This is a genomic window from Bilophila sp. 4_1_30 (assembly GCF_000224655.1).
Taxonomy (GTDB): Bacteria; Desulfobacterota; Desulfovibrionia; order Desulfovibrionales; family Desulfovibrionaceae; genus Bilophila; species Bilophila wadsworthia.
Genome location: NZ_JH114231.1, coordinates 346449 through 364939 on the forward strand (window position 1 = coordinate 346449; position 18491 = coordinate 364939).

18 protein-coding genes and 1 pseudogene are annotated in these 18491 nt (G+C 57.1%); 16 read left to right on the top strand and 3 right to left on the bottom strand.

Going from position 1 to position 18491, the window contains the following annotated elements; all coding sequences use genetic code 11:
- The coding region (locus HMPREF0178_RS01660) for a VWA-like domain-containing protein (protein ID WP_009378494.1) at positions 1–1273 on the top strand (1273 nt) is incomplete at its 5' end.
- Between the two features lie 18 nt (positions 1274–1291).
- Positions 1292–1768, top strand: coding sequence for a hypothetical protein (locus HMPREF0178_RS01665; RefSeq protein ID WP_009378499.1), 477 nt, complete (start codon positions 1292–1294; stop codon positions 1766–1768).
- Positions 1769–2497: 729 nt separating this feature from the next.
- On the opposite strand, the gene HMPREF0178_RS01670 is transcribed toward HMPREF0178_RS01665, so the two are convergent.
- The gene (locus HMPREF0178_RS01670) at positions 2498–2806 is read right to left on the bottom strand and encodes a hypothetical protein (protein WP_009378501.1); all 309 of its coding nucleotides are present in this window, start codon (positions 2804–2806) and stop codon (positions 2498–2500) included.
- Positions 2807–3340: 534 nt separating this feature from the next.
- Between HMPREF0178_RS01670 and HMPREF0178_RS01675 the strand changes: the two genes are divergently transcribed.
- From HMPREF0178_RS01675 to mtnP, 10 genes and pseudogenes are all read left to right on the top strand, one after another.
- On the top strand, positions 3341–4537 hold the full coding sequence (locus HMPREF0178_RS01675; protein WP_009378503.1) for a DNA polymerase IV: 1197 nt from the start codon (positions 3341–3343) through the stop codon (positions 4535–4537).
- Positions 4538–4609: 72 nt separating this feature from the next.
- Positions 4610–5728 carry a glycosyltransferase family 4 protein gene (locus HMPREF0178_RS01680; RefSeq protein WP_009378505.1) on the top strand — a complete coding sequence of 373 codons (1119 nt, stop codon included), beginning with the start codon at positions 4610–4612 and terminating at the stop codon, positions 5726–5728.
- Positions 5729–5751: 23 nt separating this feature from the next.
- The gene (locus HMPREF0178_RS01685) at positions 5752–7101 is read left to right on the top strand and encodes a sugar transferase (RefSeq protein ID WP_009378507.1); all 1350 of its coding nucleotides are present in this window, start codon (positions 5752–5754) and stop codon (positions 7099–7101) included.
- Between the two features lie 259 nt (positions 7102–7360).
- A pseudogene (locus tag HMPREF0178_RS01690) lies at positions 7361–8517 on the top strand (hydrogenase small subunit).
- Between the two features lie 2 nt (positions 8518–8519).
- On the top strand, positions 8520–10316 hold the full coding sequence (locus HMPREF0178_RS01695; protein ID WP_009378513.1) for a nickel-dependent hydrogenase large subunit: 1797 nt from the start codon (positions 8520–8522) through the stop codon (positions 10314–10316).
- Positions 10317–10326: 10 nt separating this feature from the next.
- Positions 10327–11019, top strand: coding sequence for a Ni/Fe-hydrogenase, b-type cytochrome subunit (gene cybH, locus HMPREF0178_RS01700; RefSeq protein ID WP_009378514.1), 693 nt, complete (start codon positions 10327–10329; stop codon positions 11017–11019).
- Between the two features lie 2 nt (positions 11020–11021).
- Positions 11022–11567: a HyaD/HybD family hydrogenase maturation endopeptidase gene (hybD, locus tag HMPREF0178_RS01705; protein ID WP_009378516.1), complete on the top strand. Its 546-nt coding sequence runs from the start codon at positions 11022–11024 to the stop codon at positions 11565–11567.
- A gap of 244 nt (positions 11568–11811) precedes the next feature.
- Entirely contained in the window at positions 11812–12945 is a 1134-nt protein-coding gene (mtnA, locus tag HMPREF0178_RS01710; RefSeq protein ID WP_009378517.1) for an S-methyl-5-thioribose-1-phosphate isomerase, read from the top strand.
- On the top strand, positions 12935–13597 hold the full coding sequence (locus HMPREF0178_RS01715) for a class II aldolase/adducin family protein (protein WP_009378519.1): 663 nt from the start codon (positions 12935–12937) through the stop codon (positions 13595–13597). Before mtnA ends, HMPREF0178_RS01715 begins: the two co-directional genes overlap by 11 nt.
- Before the next feature lie 2 nt (positions 13598–13599).
- Complete coding sequence (gene mtnP, locus HMPREF0178_RS01720) at positions 13600–14367, top strand: S-methyl-5'-thioadenosine phosphorylase (protein ID WP_009378521.1); 768 nt, start codon at positions 13600–13602, stop codon at positions 14365–14367.
- Between the two features lie 102 nt (positions 14368–14469).
- Here mtnP and HMPREF0178_RS01725 read toward each other — a convergent pair whose 3' ends face one another.
- The gene (locus HMPREF0178_RS01725) at positions 14470–14694 is read right to left on the bottom strand and encodes a hypothetical protein (protein WP_005026828.1); all 225 of its coding nucleotides are present in this window, start codon (positions 14692–14694) and stop codon (positions 14470–14472) included.
- Between the two features lie 349 nt (positions 14695–15043).
- Here HMPREF0178_RS01725 and HMPREF0178_RS01730 point away from each other — a divergent pair, with 349 nt between their 5' ends.
- The 4 genes from HMPREF0178_RS01730 (at position 15044) to HMPREF0178_RS01740 (ending at position 18190) form a co-directional block, all read left to right on the top strand.
- Positions 15044–16315, top strand: a complete 1272-nt coding sequence (locus HMPREF0178_RS01730; protein ID WP_009378525.1) for a dicarboxylate/amino acid:cation symporter — start codon at positions 15044–15046, stop codon at positions 16313–16315.
- 300 nt (positions 16316–16615) lie between these two features.
- Positions 16616–16789, top strand: a complete 174-nt coding sequence (locus HMPREF0178_RS21850; RefSeq protein ID WP_005026824.1) for a hypothetical protein — start codon at positions 16616–16618, stop codon at positions 16787–16789.
- A complete protein-coding gene (locus HMPREF0178_RS01735) occupies positions 16779–17531 on the top strand; it encodes a ubiquinone/menaquinone biosynthesis methyltransferase (protein WP_009378527.1) in 753 nt (250 codons plus the stop codon). The genes HMPREF0178_RS21850 and HMPREF0178_RS01735 overlap by 11 nt, the downstream gene beginning before the upstream one ends.
- A 65-nt stretch (positions 17532–17596) precedes the next feature.
- Positions 17597–18190: a GDSL-type esterase/lipase family protein gene (locus tag HMPREF0178_RS01740; RefSeq protein WP_009378529.1), complete on the top strand. Its 594-nt coding sequence runs from the start codon at positions 17597–17599 to the stop codon at positions 18188–18190.
- Between the two features lie 124 nt (positions 18191–18314).
- On the opposite strand, the gene HMPREF0178_RS01745 is transcribed toward HMPREF0178_RS01740, so the two are convergent.
- A partial coding sequence (locus HMPREF0178_RS01745; protein WP_009378531.1) for an IS200/IS605 family transposase occupies positions 18315–18491 on the bottom strand: 177 nt, incomplete at its 5' end.

Here is an 18491-nt window from a genome sequence, read left to right on the forward strand (position 1 = left end):
GGACCATCCGTTTTTTGGTTCCATCGCCCTGCGCTTGACGCTGAAACCTGATCCCACATGCAGCGACCTCTGGACTGACGGGCGTACGCTCGGCTTCAATCCGTCCTACGCAGCCGCATTGTCCGAGGCCGCACTCATAGGAGCACAGGCACACGAAGTCATGCATCTGGCTTGTGCCCATCACGTCCGCCGCGGAAAACGCGATAGAGCGCTCTGGAACAAGGCCTGCGACTTTGTCGTCAACCAGCTTTTGCTGGATGCGGGATTCTCCCTCCCTCAGGGTTCCGTGCATGATCCGGCATATGCCGGGTTTTCCGTTGAGGCCCTGTATTCGGAGCTGGCCCGCCTTCAGGACGAGGCCCCCAATAAAGGTGCCGAGCGACCGGAAGCACAGGAGGAAACCGAACAAACGGAAGGAGGCAGCGGGCAGCCGGGCGAGGGGAAAGGCGAAGGGAAAAGCCAGAAGGATTCCACCGAAGGCGAGCGCGGCGAGGCCGAACTGTTGGGTGGACACGGAGTTTCTGAAAGCAACCAGGACAAGGGAAAAGGGCAACGTACGAAGCCCGTGGCCTTTACGGGAGAAGTACGTGATCATCCCGTATTGGACGGTGGCAGCGGGACAGCCCAAAAACAGGCGGAACAGGAAGCCGACATTGAACTCGTCCAAGCCATGCAACGCGCCAAGCATATGGGCGACATGCCGGCAGGCCTTCTCCGTTTGTTCCGAAAGCGGCTGCACCCAACGCTCGACTGGCGGGGCATCCTTCAACGCTTCCTCGAAAACTGTGCGGACGGCGACTCCACATGGACCACTCCGAACCGCCGCTATCTTTACCAGGGCATCTACCTCCCTTCGCGGCAGGAGCCCCGTATCCCCCATATTGTGCTCGCCGTGGACAGCTCCGGTTCCGTGGACAACGCCCTTCTTGAAATGTTCTGCACCGAGCTGTCCGGTATTCTGGAAAGCTACGACACGCTTCTGACCGTCTTGTTTCATGATACGCGGGTCCAATCCGTCCAGACGTTCACCCGGCAAAACCTGCCGTTGCGGCTGGCCCCCGCAGGAGGCGGCGGAACGGATTACAGGCCGGTTACCGCCTATATTGAGGAAAACGATCTCGCCCCCACCTGCATGATCTGGTTTACCGATCTGGAATGCGACAGGTTTCCAGAGGAGCCCGCCTTTCCTGTCCTTTGGCTCGCGGAACAGCCGAACGGGACAACGCCCCCCTTTGGGGAAACAGGGTATCTCAAAGAACGTCCATCCGCCTAGCGACACAGGAGCAACGCCATGCATATCGAATGGAACATCACCAAGCGGCGCGGCAACATCCGTCCTGTTCTTCATTACACGGTAACGCTTGAGGAACACGAACGGGAGTTGGCGCTGCCGTTCATCCGCGTCGTTTCGACCATCCCGGAACCGCCTGACTCGTGGCAAGAGTTCTGCTATCCGGGGCAGCACGAACGTGCGGAGAATCCGGCATCCGGCAAAACTTATGATCTGGAAATCCCTTCCCACAAAGGACGTCTCTGGAAACAGAGCTTGCGCCTTCCTTGGCGCGAAGAAAACGACTATCCCGAAGTCGAACAATCATTCAAAAAATTATGCGACGCTTTCGAAGCGGAATTGAAAGCGGCCTACGGCAGCCTGCCAATGGATGAATCCAACTCTCTCGAAACCAGCTTTGACGCTCGCCGCTTCATCGCACCTGGAATTCTTGCGGAACGTTTTCTCATACTAGCCAGAAACGCCAAGGCGTCCTGAACCGATGTAGCATTCGGAAAGCATCTTGTTCTTATTCCATTAGGCGAACTTGGCTCTTTTTTAGGGTTAAGGTTTGGTCCCCGTTATGGAGGCCGTTTCAGTTACTCAGCTTCGGTCCGGAAGGTTTTGCACTCATTCAGCACATTAAACACGACGTCTTCGATGGTAGAGGAAAGGTTGCTGACGACCTCTCCCATCGCCCCGCCACGCAGGGCATCCTAACGGAGAGCGGGAGGCCGTACTGGTCGGCCCGCTTGTTCCAAGTAGCCGGGTTCCTGATAGACCTTCCGCGTACCGCCTTGCCGGATCTACGCCGAAACGCCCGCCGGGGGCTTGGCTCCGGGGAACTTCGGAGCAGGACGGAAGTGGCCGCCCGGAAATGTAGGGCAAGCCTTCGTTGTGCCTTTTGCGCCGTCTTCAAGTAGAGCTGTTCGAAGAGCCTTCCCGGAGGCACGTAGACATAGGCCCGCCGCGCAATGCGGATCGCCTCGGCACGCATGGCGTTCAACGTCCGGTTGATGGCCCGTGAAGCGGCAATCTCGCACTCCTTCGGCATGTGCTGGAGCGGGGTTGTGAGCGCCCGGATCATTTCGTCCATGTTACGGACAGCACCACGAGCCTGTGGGAAACGCCGGGCCTGTCGTCCGCTTCGGCCATGCCATTTCCGGCCTGTCCACCACGACGTCGAGCGTTCTGCCTTCCAGCGTGACGGATTACGGGTACGCTGCGTTATGATGAGTAGGTCATCCTGACCGTTCTTGCTCCGGAGCCGATCAGGTCACCTGCCCCCTTGTCCGCTAAAGGTTGCACCTTCTTTTTTAGGTCGGGGTTTTCCTCTTTGGAAACCCCATCAGCCTCGATCTGCTTCATCTGAGCGGCAGCCAAGTACTTTTCGCATACGCTTTCAATGGCCTGATACGCCTCATTCCAGTCATCCTCGCGCCAGTGGTGGCCGTTCGAGACAAGGAGCCATTTCCAATATTTTACGTAAACATTCTCAAAACTATACAGTTTGTTATATAATTTGACGTCGCCCATACCGTTCTCTTGAAGGTAAGCGCTCAGCTCCCCAATAGGCGGCTCTACGGGATTTGGCTTTATGGGGATACAAAGAAACCGTTTATAATCCCGATCCACCTCAACTTTCCTGCTCAACTCCTCTCATAGGGGGTCAGTTGTTCCGTCTCCAGCCGCTGTTCAACCTAATGCGTATATTTGTTCTTTTTCACAATAAACTACTTAATTTAATATATAAAAAAACAATAAAAGCAAATTAGACAACAACTAACATCCTCAGGAAAACATCTCATTATTTCGGGGGTTCCATTTCGCAAGTCGTAGCCATAGTATGGGGTCGAACTGCCGTTGTTTTCTTCATCAGCCCGGAGGGATCCGCAAAGGGGACGGCTGTAGACTTCGCCCAAAGGGCTCTTGTGGGCGTGCTTTTTTTATGAGAGGGGATGTATGGAGAGAGACCTTTGCTTGAAAAAAACTCTGGTTAGCAATAGGTTAGCAAAAAGAAAGGATACAAAACGAACCAGAAAAATAAATACTGTAAGGACAACTTGATATATGCAGAAATGGTTTATGCATGTGGACATGGACGCATTTTACGCTTCCATTGAGCAGAAAGACCATCCTGAACTGCGCGGCAAACCGGTCATCGTTGGCGGAGGCGGTCCCAGGGGGGTCGTCAGTGCGGCTTCCTACGAAATCCGGAAGTTCGGCGTCCATTCCGCAATGCCCATAGCACAGGCATTGCAGCTCTGCCCTCATGCTATCCTCGTTCCCGTGCGTATGGCACGCTATGTCGAGGTTTCCCGAACCGTCATCAATGTCTTGCGCTCGTATTCCCCCCGAGTCGAAAAAGCGTCCGTCGATGAAGCCTATCTTGACGCGACGGGGCTGGAACGGCTCTTTGGCCCTGTGGAAGACATGGCCCGGCGCATCAAACGCGAAGTGAAAAAAGTAACCGGAGGGTTGACCTGCTCCATCGGGCTGGCCCCCGTCAAATTTCTTGCCAAGATAGCTTCCGATCTGAACAAACCTGATGGGCTCAGTATCCTTTACCCAGATAAACTGGCCGCCTTCCTTCAGTCGCTTCCAGTAGAACAAATACCGGGTGTGGGAAAAACAATGGTCAGAGAGCTCCAAAGCCTTGCCATCCGTACTGCAGGCGATGTCCCCCGTTATCCCAAAGTGTTTTGGGAGCGCCGTTTTGGAAAGGCCGGCATAACCCTCTACGAACGGGCACAAGGTATTGACCCTCGCGAAGTGGAACCCTATACGCCTCCCAAATCAGAAAGCGCCGAAACGACGTTTGACATCGACACCCGCGATATAGGCTTCCTCAAGAGCTGGCTTTTCCGCCATGCGGATCGGATAGGACGCACATTGCGGAAACAAAGGCTTCAGGGCCGCGTGATCACGCTTAAAATCAAGTATGCCGATTTTCGGATCATTACCCGCAGGGTCACGCTTGATGCCCCGACCAGCGCTACGGAAACCATTTATGAAACAGCGTGTGATCTGCTCGATCACATGCGTCTTGAGGAGAAAATCCGGCTCATCGGTGTAGGCGTCTCCGGTTTCGACAGCCCGCCGCACCAATTGCGGTTCCCTGCCATCGGAAAGGACAGTCAATCCAACGAAGAACGCCGCACCAAACTGGACAAGGTCATGGACGAGCTCCAAGACAAGTTCGGCCAAACATCAGTCGTACGCGGGCGCCTCTTCCAGCAGGCGGCACAGCCCAAAAAACGGGCCTGATCCTTTCCCTTCTGCGGGAAAGCCCCCTATCCCTCTTCCTTTCTCTTCGGCGCACTGCTATACTCTTCCGCCATGAACATCATTATTATGAATAATAGGGCCAGTTTTCTGGTCAGCTTTTGGAGTGTGCTCATCTCCCGCCTACAGGAAGAAGGGCATCAGGTAACGTGCCTCGTCCCTGCGGGCGATTCCGAAGCCGAAGCCACCCTCAAGGGGTTTGGGGCGAGTATCCGCAACTATCCTTTGGACAACAAGGGGCTGAATCCAGTCCATGATTTGAAGACCTGCCTTGCCCTGTACAGGATCTTCCGTGAGGAACGCGCCGATATCCTGTATGCGTCCACCATCAAGTCGGTCATTTACGGTATTCCGATGGCAGCTTTGGCGGGCATCCGATCCCGCTACGCCATGATTACGGGGCTCGGGTATATGTTTGAGGCCAACACCCCAGTAAAAAAGATGCTTACGTATCTGGCCTCCTCCCTCTATCGTATTTCGCTTTCTTTCAGCGATGCCGTGTTCTTTCAGAATACGGACGATGTCCAGACGTTTCGAGATTGGCATTGCCTGCCGCGCGGTGCCCATGTCGTCATGACCAAAGGTACGGGAGTGGACACGGACAAGTTTGCCGTGGCGCCTCTTCCCGAAGCCCCCCTTACATTCCTTCTTGTGGGAAGGCTTCTTGAAGCCAAGGGATTGTATGAATATGCGGAAGCGGCCCGTCTGGTAAAGAAACGGTACCCCAATGCTCGTTTCCAGCTCTTGGGTGCTCCCGAAAGCTCCAGGGGCGGAGTCCCTCTTGAAACGGTCAAGGGATGGGAACGGGAAGGTATTATCGAATACCTCGGCGTCACGCGTGATGTGCGCCCCTATGTCGGGCAGGCGAATGTTGTCGTTCTCCCTTCCTGGCGGGAGGGCTTGCCGTGTTCGCTCATGGAAGCCATGAGCATGGGACGTCCCATCGTGGCAACCGATGTTCCCGGATGCCGGGACGTGGTCGTCGATGGGAAGAATGGTTTTCTCGTGCCTGTACGGACCCCCGAGGCCTTGGCAAAGGCGTTGGAGTCGTTTTTGGAGGATAGCGCTCTGACGGCCCGTATGGGGAAGGAAGGAAGGTTCATTGCGGAAACAGAACTGGATGCCCGCAAGGCTGCCGATCTTATCCTCAGCGTCATGAAGTTGGTTTCGTAACGAGGATTCACTGGAGGTTTCCCTTGCTTATCAGCGGTTATCGCAAAGGGCTGTTTAAAGTTCTGGATGCCGTCTGCATCCTTGCGGCGCTCAGCATTACCGGGTGGTTCATGCTGCCCGCGGATCTTTCCGTTCTGGACGACTACACAGGGGCGTCGCTGTTTACCGTCGTCTCCTATCTTTTCTTCTTTTACGTGCTGGATGCCTACAACGTCGGGGCTGAAGACTTCAAGGACACCACAGGCCGGGTCCTCATAGCCTTCTTCCTTGGCGCAATCGCTTCCGCCTCCGCATTTTATGCGTTCCAGCACTGGCGTTTCGATCGCAGGACCCTGCTGCTGCTCTTCAGCTTGTGCCTTCTGTTCTGCCTTGGCTGGCGTGCGCTCTATTACAAGCACATCGGCCGGTTTGTGCATAAAGCCAGAATCCTGCTCATCGGGACCGACCGTGCCGGGAAGGTACGCCAGACCATTTCCGAATCCCTGACCGACGCCGACATCGTCGGTTATGTGGGCGACTGTGATAACGACAGGGAAATCCCCTATCTTGGCACCCCCATGCAGGTTGAGGAAATCGCCAAACAGCAGAACGTCACCATGATTGTCTTGCTGCCCGACGCCCCCATCGACGAAGACATCGCTACCGAACTGTTACATGCCAAGCTGCACGGGCAGATGATCGTCGATGTCCGTTCCTTCTGCGAACATATGGTGCACCGGCTCCCCGTCTCGCAGATCAGCTCGGAATGGCTGCTCACGGAAGAAGGCTTTTCGCTCAATACCCGAGGTTCCCTGCGCCGCCTCAAGCGGGCTTTCGACCTGTTCGCCACGCTCGGCCTGCTGCTCTGCACGTCACCGATCATGCTTCTCACCGCCATCGCCATCCGTGTGGAATCTCCCGGCCCCGTCATTTACCGGCAGCGCCGCGTGGGCCTGTTCGGGCAGGATTTCACCGTCTACAAATTCCGCTCCATGCGTACCGACGCCGAGAAAAACGGTGCGGTCTGGGCCATGAAGTCCGACCCCCGCGTCACCAAGGTGGGGAAAATCATCCGCAAGACCCGCATTGACGAATTGCCCCAGTTGTGGAACGTGCTCAAAGGGGAAATGAGCCTCATCGGACCTCGCCCGGAACGCCCTGAATTCGTCAAGGAACTGGAGAAGGAAATCCCCTTCTACAGCCTGCGCCACGCGGTCAAGCCCGGCGTCACCGGCTGGGCTCAGGTGTGCTATCCTTACGGCTCCTCCGTCGAGGATTCCCGCCGCAAGCTGGAGTATGACCTGTACTACGCCAAAAACATGTCCATCCTGCTGGACGTCCGGATCATCCTCAAGACCATCGGCGTGGTGCTCTTCCCCAAGGGTGCGCGCTAAGCCTTCCCTTTCTCTCGTCAGGGAAAAGGCATACCGAAAAAAACGGTATGCCTTTTTTGTTTTCTCGGCACATTCTAACGCCTCAACGCCCCCAATCCCGCATTTATCATAGGGATACAGCTATCATGCGGTTGACGGACATCCCCGAAAAGGCTTCAGTGTGAAACAGGTACGGCATAAAAAGAAGCCGTCCGTACGGATGTGTCTCTTGCCAAGGACCCGTCTTGAACACAACGCTGACCCAAAGAAGGATGTATCCATGTTCAACCCAGAGGAAACCCAGTACGAAGTGCTGCGTCGCAGAGGCATCTGTCGACGTGATTTCCTGAAATTCTGCTCTATGGCGGCGGTTGCCTTGGGTCTTGGCCCAATGGGCCACCTCGAAATCGCCCACGCTATGGAAACCAAACCCTATCTGCCCGTTCTCTGGATCAACGGCCTTTCGTGCTCCTGCTGCACGGAATCCTTTATCCGCTCGGCGCATCCTTTGGCTTCCGACATCATCCTTTCCATGATCGCGCTGGACTATCAGGACACCATCATGGCGGCGGCGGGCGATCAGGCTATGGAATGTTTCGAAGAAGCCATCAGCACCTACAAGGGACGCTATATCCTCGCGGTGGAAGGCAATCCGCCTCTTGGCGAAGAAGGCATGTACTGTATCGACGGAGGGCGTCCCTTCATGGACAAACTCCAGCGCGGAGCCGCCGGAGCCAAGGCCATCGTCGCTGGGGGACCTGCGCCTCATGGGGATGCGTGCAGGCTGCCCGCCCCAATCCGACTCAGGCGACCCCTATCCACAAAGTCATTCACGACAAGCCGATCATCAAAGTCCCGGGCTGCCCTGCCATCCCGGACGTCATGAGCAACATCGTCGCCTACGTCCTGACCTATGATCAGATCCCCAAGCTCGACTCGCAGGGCCGCCCAGAGGTCTTTTACGGCAAGCGCGTGCACGACCAATGCGTGCGCCGCGCCCACTTTGACGCAGGGCAGTTTGTGGAGTCGTGGGACGACGCCGCGGCGAGCCTCGGCTACTGCCTCTACAAGATGGGGTGCAAGGGGCCGACGACCTACAATGCGTGCCCCGTCACCCGGTGGAACAACGGTGTTTCCTATCCCATCCAGTCCGGCCACGGCTGCATCGGCTGTGCCGAACAGAACTTCTGGGATCACGGTTCCTTCTACAGCCGCATCACCAACATTCCCCAATTCGGAACCAACACGACTGCCGAAACCGTGGGCGTGGCCGCCGTCGCCGGCATCGGTGCCGGCGTGGTGACGCACGCGGCCATCAGTACCGCCGTGCACCTCAAGCACCGCTACGGCAAGGACGGCGATTGCTCCAAGGAAACCAAGACCGCACAGGCTGAAAAAACCGATTCCAACGATTCCACCCCTTCTGAAAGGAACTGATCATGGCCTACGAATACACAACGCAGGGATACACCGTTAACGACTCGGGGCGGCGTCTTGTCGTCGACCCGGTTACGCGCATCGAGGGGCATCTCAGGTGCGAAGTGAACATCAACGACGACAACGTGATCACCAACGCCGTCTCCTGCGGGACCATGTTCCGGGGGCTGGAAATCATCGTCAAAGACCGTGACCCCCGCGACATATGGGCTTTTGTGGAACGCATCTGCGGCGTCTGCACGGGCACGCACGCACTCGCCTCCGTCCATGCCATTGAGGACGCGCTCAAGATCGACATCCCCGACAACGCGAATATCATCCGCAACCTGATGCAGCTGGCCTTGTGGTACCATGACCACCTGGTGCACTTCTACCAGCTCGGCGGGCTGGACTGGATCGACGTGGTTTCCGCTTCCAAGGCCGATCCCAAAGAAGCGTCCAGGCTTGCCCAGAGCCTTTCCCCGTGGCCACAATCCTCTCCGGGCTATTTCGCTTCCGTAAAGGAAAAGCTGGTCCGCATCATCTCCACCGGCCAGCTCGGCATCTTCAAGAACGGCTACTGGGGGCATCCCGGCTATAAGTTCCCGCCTGAGGCCAACCTCATGCTGGTGGCCCACTACATCGAAGCGCTCGATTTCCAGAAAGACGTCGTCCAGATCCATACAGTCTTCGGCGGCAAGAACCCCCACCCCAACTGGCTGGTGGGCGGCGTGCCTCTGGCCCTCAACATCAACGGCAAGGGCGGAGCCGACGTCATCAACATGGAACGCCTCGAGCTCGTCCTGTCGATTATCAAGCGCTGCCGTGAATTCTCGGCGCAGGTGCTCGTCCCCGACAGTATCGCCCTCGCCAAGTTCTATCCGGAATGGCTGCACCTCGGCACGGGCCTCTCCAACCAGTCGCTGCTGGCGTATGGCGCGTTTCCGTCCATCGCCAACGACTACTCGCAGAAAAGCCTGCTCATCCCCGGCGGGGCGATCATCAACGGCAACTTCAATGAAGTGTTGCCCGTCGACCTGTCCGACGAGGATCAGATCCGTGAAGAAGTCGGGCGCTCGTGGTATACGTATCCCAAGGGCATTACCTCCCTGCATCCCTATCAGGGCGAAACCGTGCCTCACTTCGAGCTTGGACCCGCTACCAAGGGGAGCAGGACGGACATCAAGCAGCTTGATGAAAACGCGCCCTATTCGTGGATCAAGACTCCCCGCTGGCGCGGCAACATGATGGAAGTGGGGCCGCTGGCAAGGACGCTTATCGCCTACCAGCTCAAGCAGCCGGACATCGTCGCCCGCGTCGACGATCTGTGTGCCCGGATCGGGGCGCCCGTCACGTCGCTGCAATCGACTATGGGCCGCATCCTCACCAGAGCGCAGGAAGCGCATTGGGCGGCCGACACCATGCAGGTCTTCTTCGACAAGCTCATAACGAACCTCAAGAACGGCGACAGCACCGCCGTCTTCACCAACAAGTGGGATCCCGACACATGGCCGCAGGAAGCCCGCGGCGTCGGCTTCACCGAGGCCCCCCGCGGCGCGCTCGGCCACTGGACGGTCATCAAAAACAAAAAGGTGGACGTCTACCAGTGTGTCGTCCCGACCACATGGAACGCCGCACCGCGCAGCGACGGCGGCCAGCTCGGCCCGTATGAGGCCGCCCTGCTCGGCACGAAGATGGATGTGCCCAAGCAGCCGCTGGAAATCTTGCGTACGCTCCACAGCTTCGATCCCTGCCTTGCCTGTGCGACGCACGTCTTGGGGCCGGACGGCAGCGAACTGCTGACGGTCCATATGGACTAAGGAGAACGCCATGAACGAACCTATTCAGGAAGGGAAACCCATCTATGTTTTCCAGCTGCCGATCCGCATCTGGCACTGGAGCATGGTGCTCTCGTTTCTCGTGCTTATCCCCACGGGGTACATCATCGGCAAGCCGTGGCATTCGCTGGACGGCGATCCGACCTATCTCTTTTATATGGGCTATACCCGCATGGCCCACTTCATCGCGGGGTTCATCATCGCCATCGGCCTGCTTTGGCGCATCATCTTCGCGTTCTTCGGCAACAAGTACTCCAGACAGGTCTTCATCATTCCGTTCTGGAGGAAAAGCTGGTGGCTGGATCTGCTGTCGGACTTCCGCTGGTACCTGTTTCTCGACAGGACCCCACGAGAGCACATCGGGCACAATCCGCTGGCCCAGCTCGGCATGATGACCTGCATCAACCTGCTCATCATTATGATCCTGACGGGCTTCGGCATGTACGTCCAATCGTCCGACTCGGTCATCCTCCAGCCGTTCCATCTGGTAGTGGACTTCATTTACTGGATCGGAGACAGCGGGCGGGATCTGCACAGCTACCACCGCTTGGGTATGCTTTTCCTCATGTGCTTCATCATCATTCACCTGTATATGGTCATCCGCGAAGAAATTATGGGCAAGTCCACGCTCGTCTCGACCATGTTCAGCGGGTTCCGGCTGCTGCGTTCCGGGAAGGGGGGGTGATCATGGAACGGATCATCGTATTGGGGCTTGGCAATATCCTCTATGGGGATGAAGGCTTCGGCGTCCGGGTCGCGGAACGGCTCTATTCACGGTATGCCTTTCCCGACAACGTGGAAATAGTGGATGCCGGAACACAGGGACACCCCTTGCTGGCCTTCGTGGAGCGGGCCACGCGCCTGCTGTTGCTGGACGCCGTGGACTTCGGGCTCCAGCCGGGAACCATCGTCGAGAAGGACAGCACCGGCATCCCGGCCTATTTGAGCGCGCACAAGATGAGCCTACACCAGAACAGCTTTTCCGAAGTGCTGGCCCTTGCGGAGCTGAAGGACTGCCTCCCGGAGGAAATCCGGCTGATCGGAGCCCAGCCTCTGGACATGACCTATGGAAACACGCTGAGCCCCCTGTTGCTGTCGCGGCTGGACACGTTGGTGGACATGGCGCTGCTTCAGCTTCAGGCATGGGGCGTCCCCGGCCGTCCGGCGTGCCCCGAATCCGTATTCCAGAACCCTGAGATCTCGCTTGAGCGGTATGTTCCCTTGTCCGCCTGATCGTCCTGCACGCTGACCCAAAGAGCGGGGAGAGGAAAACTCTTCCCGCTCTTTTCCATGCCTGCTCAAGCACCAACGGACACACGGCGGATCACCACCGCTCCGATGCCAAGAAATTTCTGTTCCCCCCACACTGACCGCTCCGCCGCAACAAAATCCTCTTTCCCCGCGCCGTCCGCCTCTGGACATTCCTTCCACCCTACGGGTATGAGACATAAAAATATCCGATAGGGAGACTAGGGAAGTGAACATAGACGGAAAAGCGTATCGGACGATCTGGCTTGATGAGGCGGATCGCCTGCATGTCATTGACCAGCATGTGTTGCCCCATCGTTTCGAGACGGCGACGATCACGTCGTTCAGTGCGCTTTGTGACGCCATCCGGAACATGCTCGTCCGAGGTGCGGGGCTCATCGGCGCAACCGCCGGATACGGCATGTGGCTTGCCGCCTGCGAAGCTCCCGCGAAGGACACTGAAGATTTCGACACGTTCATGTCCGACGCCGCAACCGCCTTGAAACGAACCCGCCCCACGGCCTCCAATCTGGCATGGGCCGTTGACCGCCAGCTCGCCGCCATGACGCGGGGAAGTTCCCCGGAAGAAAAGCGGCATATCGCCAAAGTTACAGCCCAAGCCATCGCCGACGAAGACGCCGAGGCGTGCAAGCGCATCGGAGAACACGGAAAAACGCTGCTCGAAGCGCTGGCGGCGAAGAAAGCGAACGGAGCCCCCGTCAACATCCTGACGCATTGCAACGCGGGCTGGCTGGCCTTCGTGGACTACGGGTCGGCCTTGTCTCCCGTGTACGCGGCGCACAACGCGGGGCTTCCCGTGCATGTGTGGGTCGACGAAACCCGTCCCCGTAACCAAGGTGCAAGCCTCACGGCGTGGGAGCTCTCCCGGCACGGCGTGCCCCATGCGCTGATCGCGGACAATGCGGGCGGGCATCTCATGCAGCACGGGCAGGTGGATATCGTCATCGTCGGCGCGGATCGGGTTACCCGCAGGGGCGACGCTGCCAACAAGATCGGTACCTACCTCAAGGCTCTGGCGGCGCACGACAACGGCGTTCCTTTTTATGTGGCGCTCCCCTCCTCGACGTTCGACTTTTCCCTTGATGACGGCGTGGCGGAAATCCCCATTGAAGAACGCGGAGCTGCGGAAGTCCGCATCATGAGCGGGAAAACGCCCGACGGCAGCGTGCTTGACGTTCAGATTTGTCCGGACGAAACCCCCGCCCGGAACTGGGCGTTCGACGTCACCCCGAATAGGCTCATCACAGGGCTCATTTCCGAACGCGGCGTCTGTCAGGCTACTCAAGAAGGCATCGCCTCCCTGTATCCCGAGTCCGCAGGAACGGCACGCCATGACCGCTGAACCGATTGACGGCATCGTCAAGTACCAAGCGAGCCATGCAATGGGGGACGTCGAGACGTACCTCCGTACCTTGCCCGCTGGAATACGCGAAACGGCGCTTGATGCACTGGCGCTTTTTTCCGAACTGGATGCGGCGCGCACGACGCTTCATGACGCGGGGCTCATCGGCGTTTACCCTTCCGGCATCGGTTACGGGAACATCTCTTTACGGCTGGCGGGAAACCTGTTCCTCATCAGCGGGAGCGGAACGGGTTCCAGCCGCCTTCTGGAAAAACAAGGTTACAGCCTCGTCCACGCGTTTGATCCCCTCAAAAATACCGTGGCATCCTTCGGCCCCGTTCAGGCTTCTTCGGAGTCCATGACCCACGGGGCCGTTTATGGCGCGGCCAACAAAGCGCGCTGCGTCATCCACATCCACAGCCCATTCCTCTTTACGTCCCTGCTGGCGAAAGGCTTCCCCCGGACTCCGGAATCCGTCGCCTACGGAACCCCTGCCCTTTCCCATGAAGTGGCACGCTTGATTACGGAAGAGCTTTCTCCTTCCGAAGGAGTCTTTGTAACGGCCGGGCATAACGAAGGTGTTTTCACGTACGGTGAAAGCATCGCCTCCACCCTCAACCTCATTCTTTCCCTGAACACGACAAAGGACTGATCATGGGCATCAAAATAGGCATCATCGGCGGCAGCGGCCTCGATAACCTCAATATTTTTACCAACGCGCGGGACACGTTTACCGGCACGGTATGGGGCGAGCCGTCCTCGCCGCTCCGGGAAGGCGAAATCGCGGGCATTCCCGTGGCCGTATTGGCGCGTCATGGGCGCAGCCATACGATTGCGCCCTCTTCAGTCAATTACCGGGCTAACATCCAGACCCTCAAAGATGCCGGATGCACCCACATCCTCGCGACGACGGCGACCGGTTCCCTCCGGGAGGAAATCCGGCGCGGCGATCTCGTCATCCTCGATCAGTTCATCGACTTCACCAAACAGCGGAAAATGACGTTCCACGATTATTTCAAGCCGGGCCAGCCCGTCCATGCGCCCATGGCCGAACCGTTCGACGCCACTCTTCGCCAAATCCTGATCGATGGCTGCCGCAAAAACGATTTCCCTTTCCATCCCACCGGAACCGTCGTCACCATCGAAGGCCCCCGCTTCTCCACCAAGGCGGAATCCCGTATGTTTCGGATGTGGGGGGCTGATGTCATCAACATGTCCGTTTCCACGGAAACGGCGCTTGCCAATGAAGCGGGCATCCCTTATGCCGCCGTGGCGATGTCCACGGACTACGATTGTTGGAAGGAGGACGAAGCCCCGGTCAGCTGGGAGGAAGTGTCTCTCGTCTTCAAGCAAAACGCCGAAAAGGTGACGACGCTGCTGGTTGAAAGTGTCCCCGCCATTGCGCAGGCCGCGTTGAAATAACTCCATCCGCCGCCTCAACGCCCGCAGCATACGCACGGCAAAACAAAGACAGCCCGAAAGGATTCCGGGCTGTCTTTGTCTCTTTCTGTGAAGCAGCAGTTCCTAGTGGAACCACCATTCCGAGCCTTCCGGCTGAACCGTCGTTCCGTGATAGGCGATCATCACGCCTTCGTTATCTTCGTTACGGTGGCAATATCTTTGGGCGAAGCGAATGGCGGTTGCCTTGTCCACATTTTCCGCAATCATTCCCGCATTCTTGTTTTCCGCATTCTTGCGGGCGACAAAAATGACGTCATAGGTCTTATTGTCCATCTGTCCTGTGCTCATATCGTCTCCGTTCGGATAAAAGCTTGAAGAAGCACCGATACCATCCGGGAACGCACCGGATGAAGGCTTCTTTTTGCATGGTTCTTTTTTGAGCCTGTTTGCGTGTCCTTGTCAACCCTGCCGGACGAGCCCCTTTTCCCTTTTGGTCAGATCACCTCTCCGTCCGCGGCATATTGTGTATGGAATACCGATTTACAATCTTTCAACCTAGTTACTTTATTTAATAAATAGAAAAACAATTAGTTCTTGTCCTTTGCGCCACAATTGTCTATGACCGTAGAGCCGTACCTTGGTTGCCCCTTTATAGGCAGCCGTTTTGACTACATCAATCGTATGAGGGGAGGAGATTATGTCAAAGAAACATTCCAAAATGAGCCTTCCGGTGCAGATGGTCATTGGGCTTGTCCTTGGCGTCATCGTCGGGAGCATGACTTCCGCCGAGTTTACCGCCGCCTACCTGCGCCCGTTCGGGCAGCTTTTCATCACCCTGATCCGCATGGTGGTCGTGCCTCTGGTCCTTGCCACGATTATTGCGGGGGCCGCGGGCATCCATGACCTGAGCAAACTGGGGCGCGTCGCCACCAAAACGCTCGTCTACTACTTCCTCACCACGGGCGTGGCCGTGGCCATCGGTTTGTTCCTCGCCAACATCATGCAGCCCGGCATTGGGCTGGATCTTTCCACAAAAGGCTTGGAGGCAAAGCAGATCACGCCGCCCAGCCTGATCCAGACCCTGCTTAACATCGTGCCTATGAATCCCATAGATGCCCTTGCCAAGGGCAACATGCTGCAGGTCATCTTCTTTGCCGTTATTTTCGGCTTTGCCCTGAGCTCCCTCGGCGAAACGGGCAAACCGCTGCTCCGTATTTTTGAACTCATCGGCGACGTGATGATCCGCATGACCAATATGGTCATGATGTATGCCCCCATCGGCGTGTTCGGCCTCATTTCCTACACCGTCAGCCAGCATGGCCTCAAGGTGCTCCTGCCTCTCGGCAAGCTCATCCTCGTCTCGGCCATCGCGTCCGTCCTGCACGTCATCATCTGTTACAGCCCGCTGGTCAAATATGTGGTCCGTATCCCGCTTCCCACGTTCTTCCGCGGCGTTTTCGAACCGTGGCTCATCGCCTTTACGACGTGCTCCAGCGCGGCGGCCCTTCCCGCCAACTTGCAATCCGTACGCCGCCTCGGGGCCTCCAAGGGTGTTGCCAGCTTCTCCATCCCGCTCGGCAATACCATCAATATGGACGGCACCGCCATTTATATGGGCGTCGCGGCTGTTTTCGCCGCCGAAGTGTATGGCATCCCGCTGACCTTGAGCGACCAGCTTACCGTCATGCTCATGGGGCTTCTCGCCTCGATCGGCACAGCCGGCGTCCCCGGAGCTGGCCTTATCATGGTCAGCCTCGTCTTCACCCAGATCAGCATCCCGCTGGAAGCATTGGCCCTGATCGCTGGCATCGACCGTGTGCTCGATATGATCCGCACCTCCATCAACGTCCTCGGCGATGCCACGGGTGCCCTGCTCGTTTCCAAGCTTGAAGGGGATCTGAATACGGAGCCTTTCGCGGAGAATGAGGATGTCAGTGAGCTGAACACCGGTACGGAAACCTTCGAATAATCCACCGCAACATCTTTGAACATCGAGGCGTCTTCCCCAAAAGGAAGACGCCTCTTCCTTTGCCATCTCAGTTGCGGTAGAAATCAACACTATTGATACGGCCCCATGCCATATGCGGACTTTTGCCGACCTGGTGGAGGCTACAGCGCTCGACCGGAATACGCTTACGTGATATGTACAAAAAAAACGGGGAGGAGCATGGCCTGTTTCTTCCTGTTTTCCCCGTCCGGTTTTGTCCATTGTGGTCAAGGCCATTCCCCAACGGACGGGTTTTTCGACACTGAACCGTGAGGGGTACTCATGGGTAAAGAAAATAAAGAAGCGTTGCAGGTTACGAAAGAAATCATCGTCAAATTCATCGAAACCCAGCGTATTTCTCCGAGCAACTTTGCGGAACATTTCCCCGCCATCTACAAGATTGTTCTCGATACGCTGGAAGACAACGCGACACAGGATGACACCAGTGAACGCTGAAAACTCTCAAGAACTACTTGAAGAAAAAACCGGAACGGCGACCGACGCACACGCGGCAAAAGTTTCTGGGCTCTTCGCCCGTATCGTCAAATGGTATGATCCGCTGAACAGGCTCTTAAGCCTGGGGTTGGACCAAGGCTGGCGAAAATGCCTTGCCGATGCCGTACTTCCCGGGCAGGCGGAAGGAAAGCGGGTTCTCGATCTTGCTGCGGGTACGTTGGATGTTACACTAGCGGTGCGCAAGCGCCACCCCGCCGCACAGGTGCTGGCAATGGACTTTTGCCCTCCCATGCTGGTGCACGGGCAAAAGAAGCTTTCGGGAGAAGACAAAGACTTCGTCCTCTCCGTCGGGGCCGACGCACGTGCCCTGCCTCTCCCCGACGCGTGTATGGACGGCCTCACCATGGCTTTCGGCATCCGCAACATTGCCCCCCGCTCAGCCTCCTTCGCGGAGATGGCGCGAGTCCTCAAGCCCAGAGGACGGGCCTGTATCTTGGAATTTGGGACGGGAAAGACGCGTATCTGGCTTGGCGTCTACAATTTCTATCTGAAAAGGATATTGCCTGTCGTCGGCAGGCTTTCCGGAGATCCCGGTGCCTATGCCTACCTCGCCAAGAGCATCATCGAATTCCCCTCGGCGGCTGCCTTGAGCGATGAAATGCGCGCGGCGGGTTTCAAACGGATTTACCATATTCCGTTGTGTTCGGGCATTGTCTGCCTGCATGTGGCGGAGAAAGGATAGAGACACTGCTGCGGCAGGAAACACGGGAATCATGCAGACTGGTTTGCTGAAACAAGGAGAGGACTGTGAAAACATTTTTCTTTTTTGGCGACTCCATCACTCTGGGGGTCAACGATACCCTTGCCGGAGGCTGGATCGGAAGATTCGCCGGATTGGCGTCCCAGCGCGCCGGCCTTCCCGTCCCGCCTTCCACCTTCTACAATCTGGGCGTCCGTAAACATTCGAGCCTTCAAATCCGAGAACGCTGGGCTTCCGAATACCGCTCCCGCGTCAATGACGCCACCGTGCCCTATTTGGTTTTCTGTTTCGGCACCGTGGACATGGCGGCTCCCAACGGCAATGTCGTTGTCCCTATGCAGGAAAGCATCCAAAACGCTCAAGCCATTCTTTCCGAAGCGCAGATGGAAGCGCCAGTCCTCATGATGGGGCCTCCCCCGGTGAAAAATCCGGATCACCTGGAACGGCTGAATAAATTGAACGAAACCTATGCCGGGCTCTGCCTCGATCTCGGTGTCGCCTATCTTGATCTTCTCAAAGGGCTCCCCGCCGTATACGTAGCCGATCTGGATGACGGGCTCCATCCGGGAAAAACGGGAAACATGCTGATTGCCGAACAGCTTCTCAATGCCCCAATCGTACAGGGCTGGATCCGAAGCTGAACCGCCCATACCCATAAAAAAGGAACCCACCGGCCTAGCCGGTGGTTCTTCATATGCGCCTGTAAGGCTCTGTTACCAGCAGCGCCCTAACAGGCGCATAGCGAATCTGGCGTCGGCATTTCTGTTACTTGCGGCCCGTAAACGGGCTACCCGGGTAGGGAAGGCAAAGCTGCGTACCCAGTTTATCCTCTTCCAGCTGTTTCTTTATGTAATCCCTAATCTTCTCTTTGTTCTTGCCTACCGTATCCACGTAGTAGCCCCGGCACCAGAATTCACGATTGCGGTATTTGAACTTCAGATC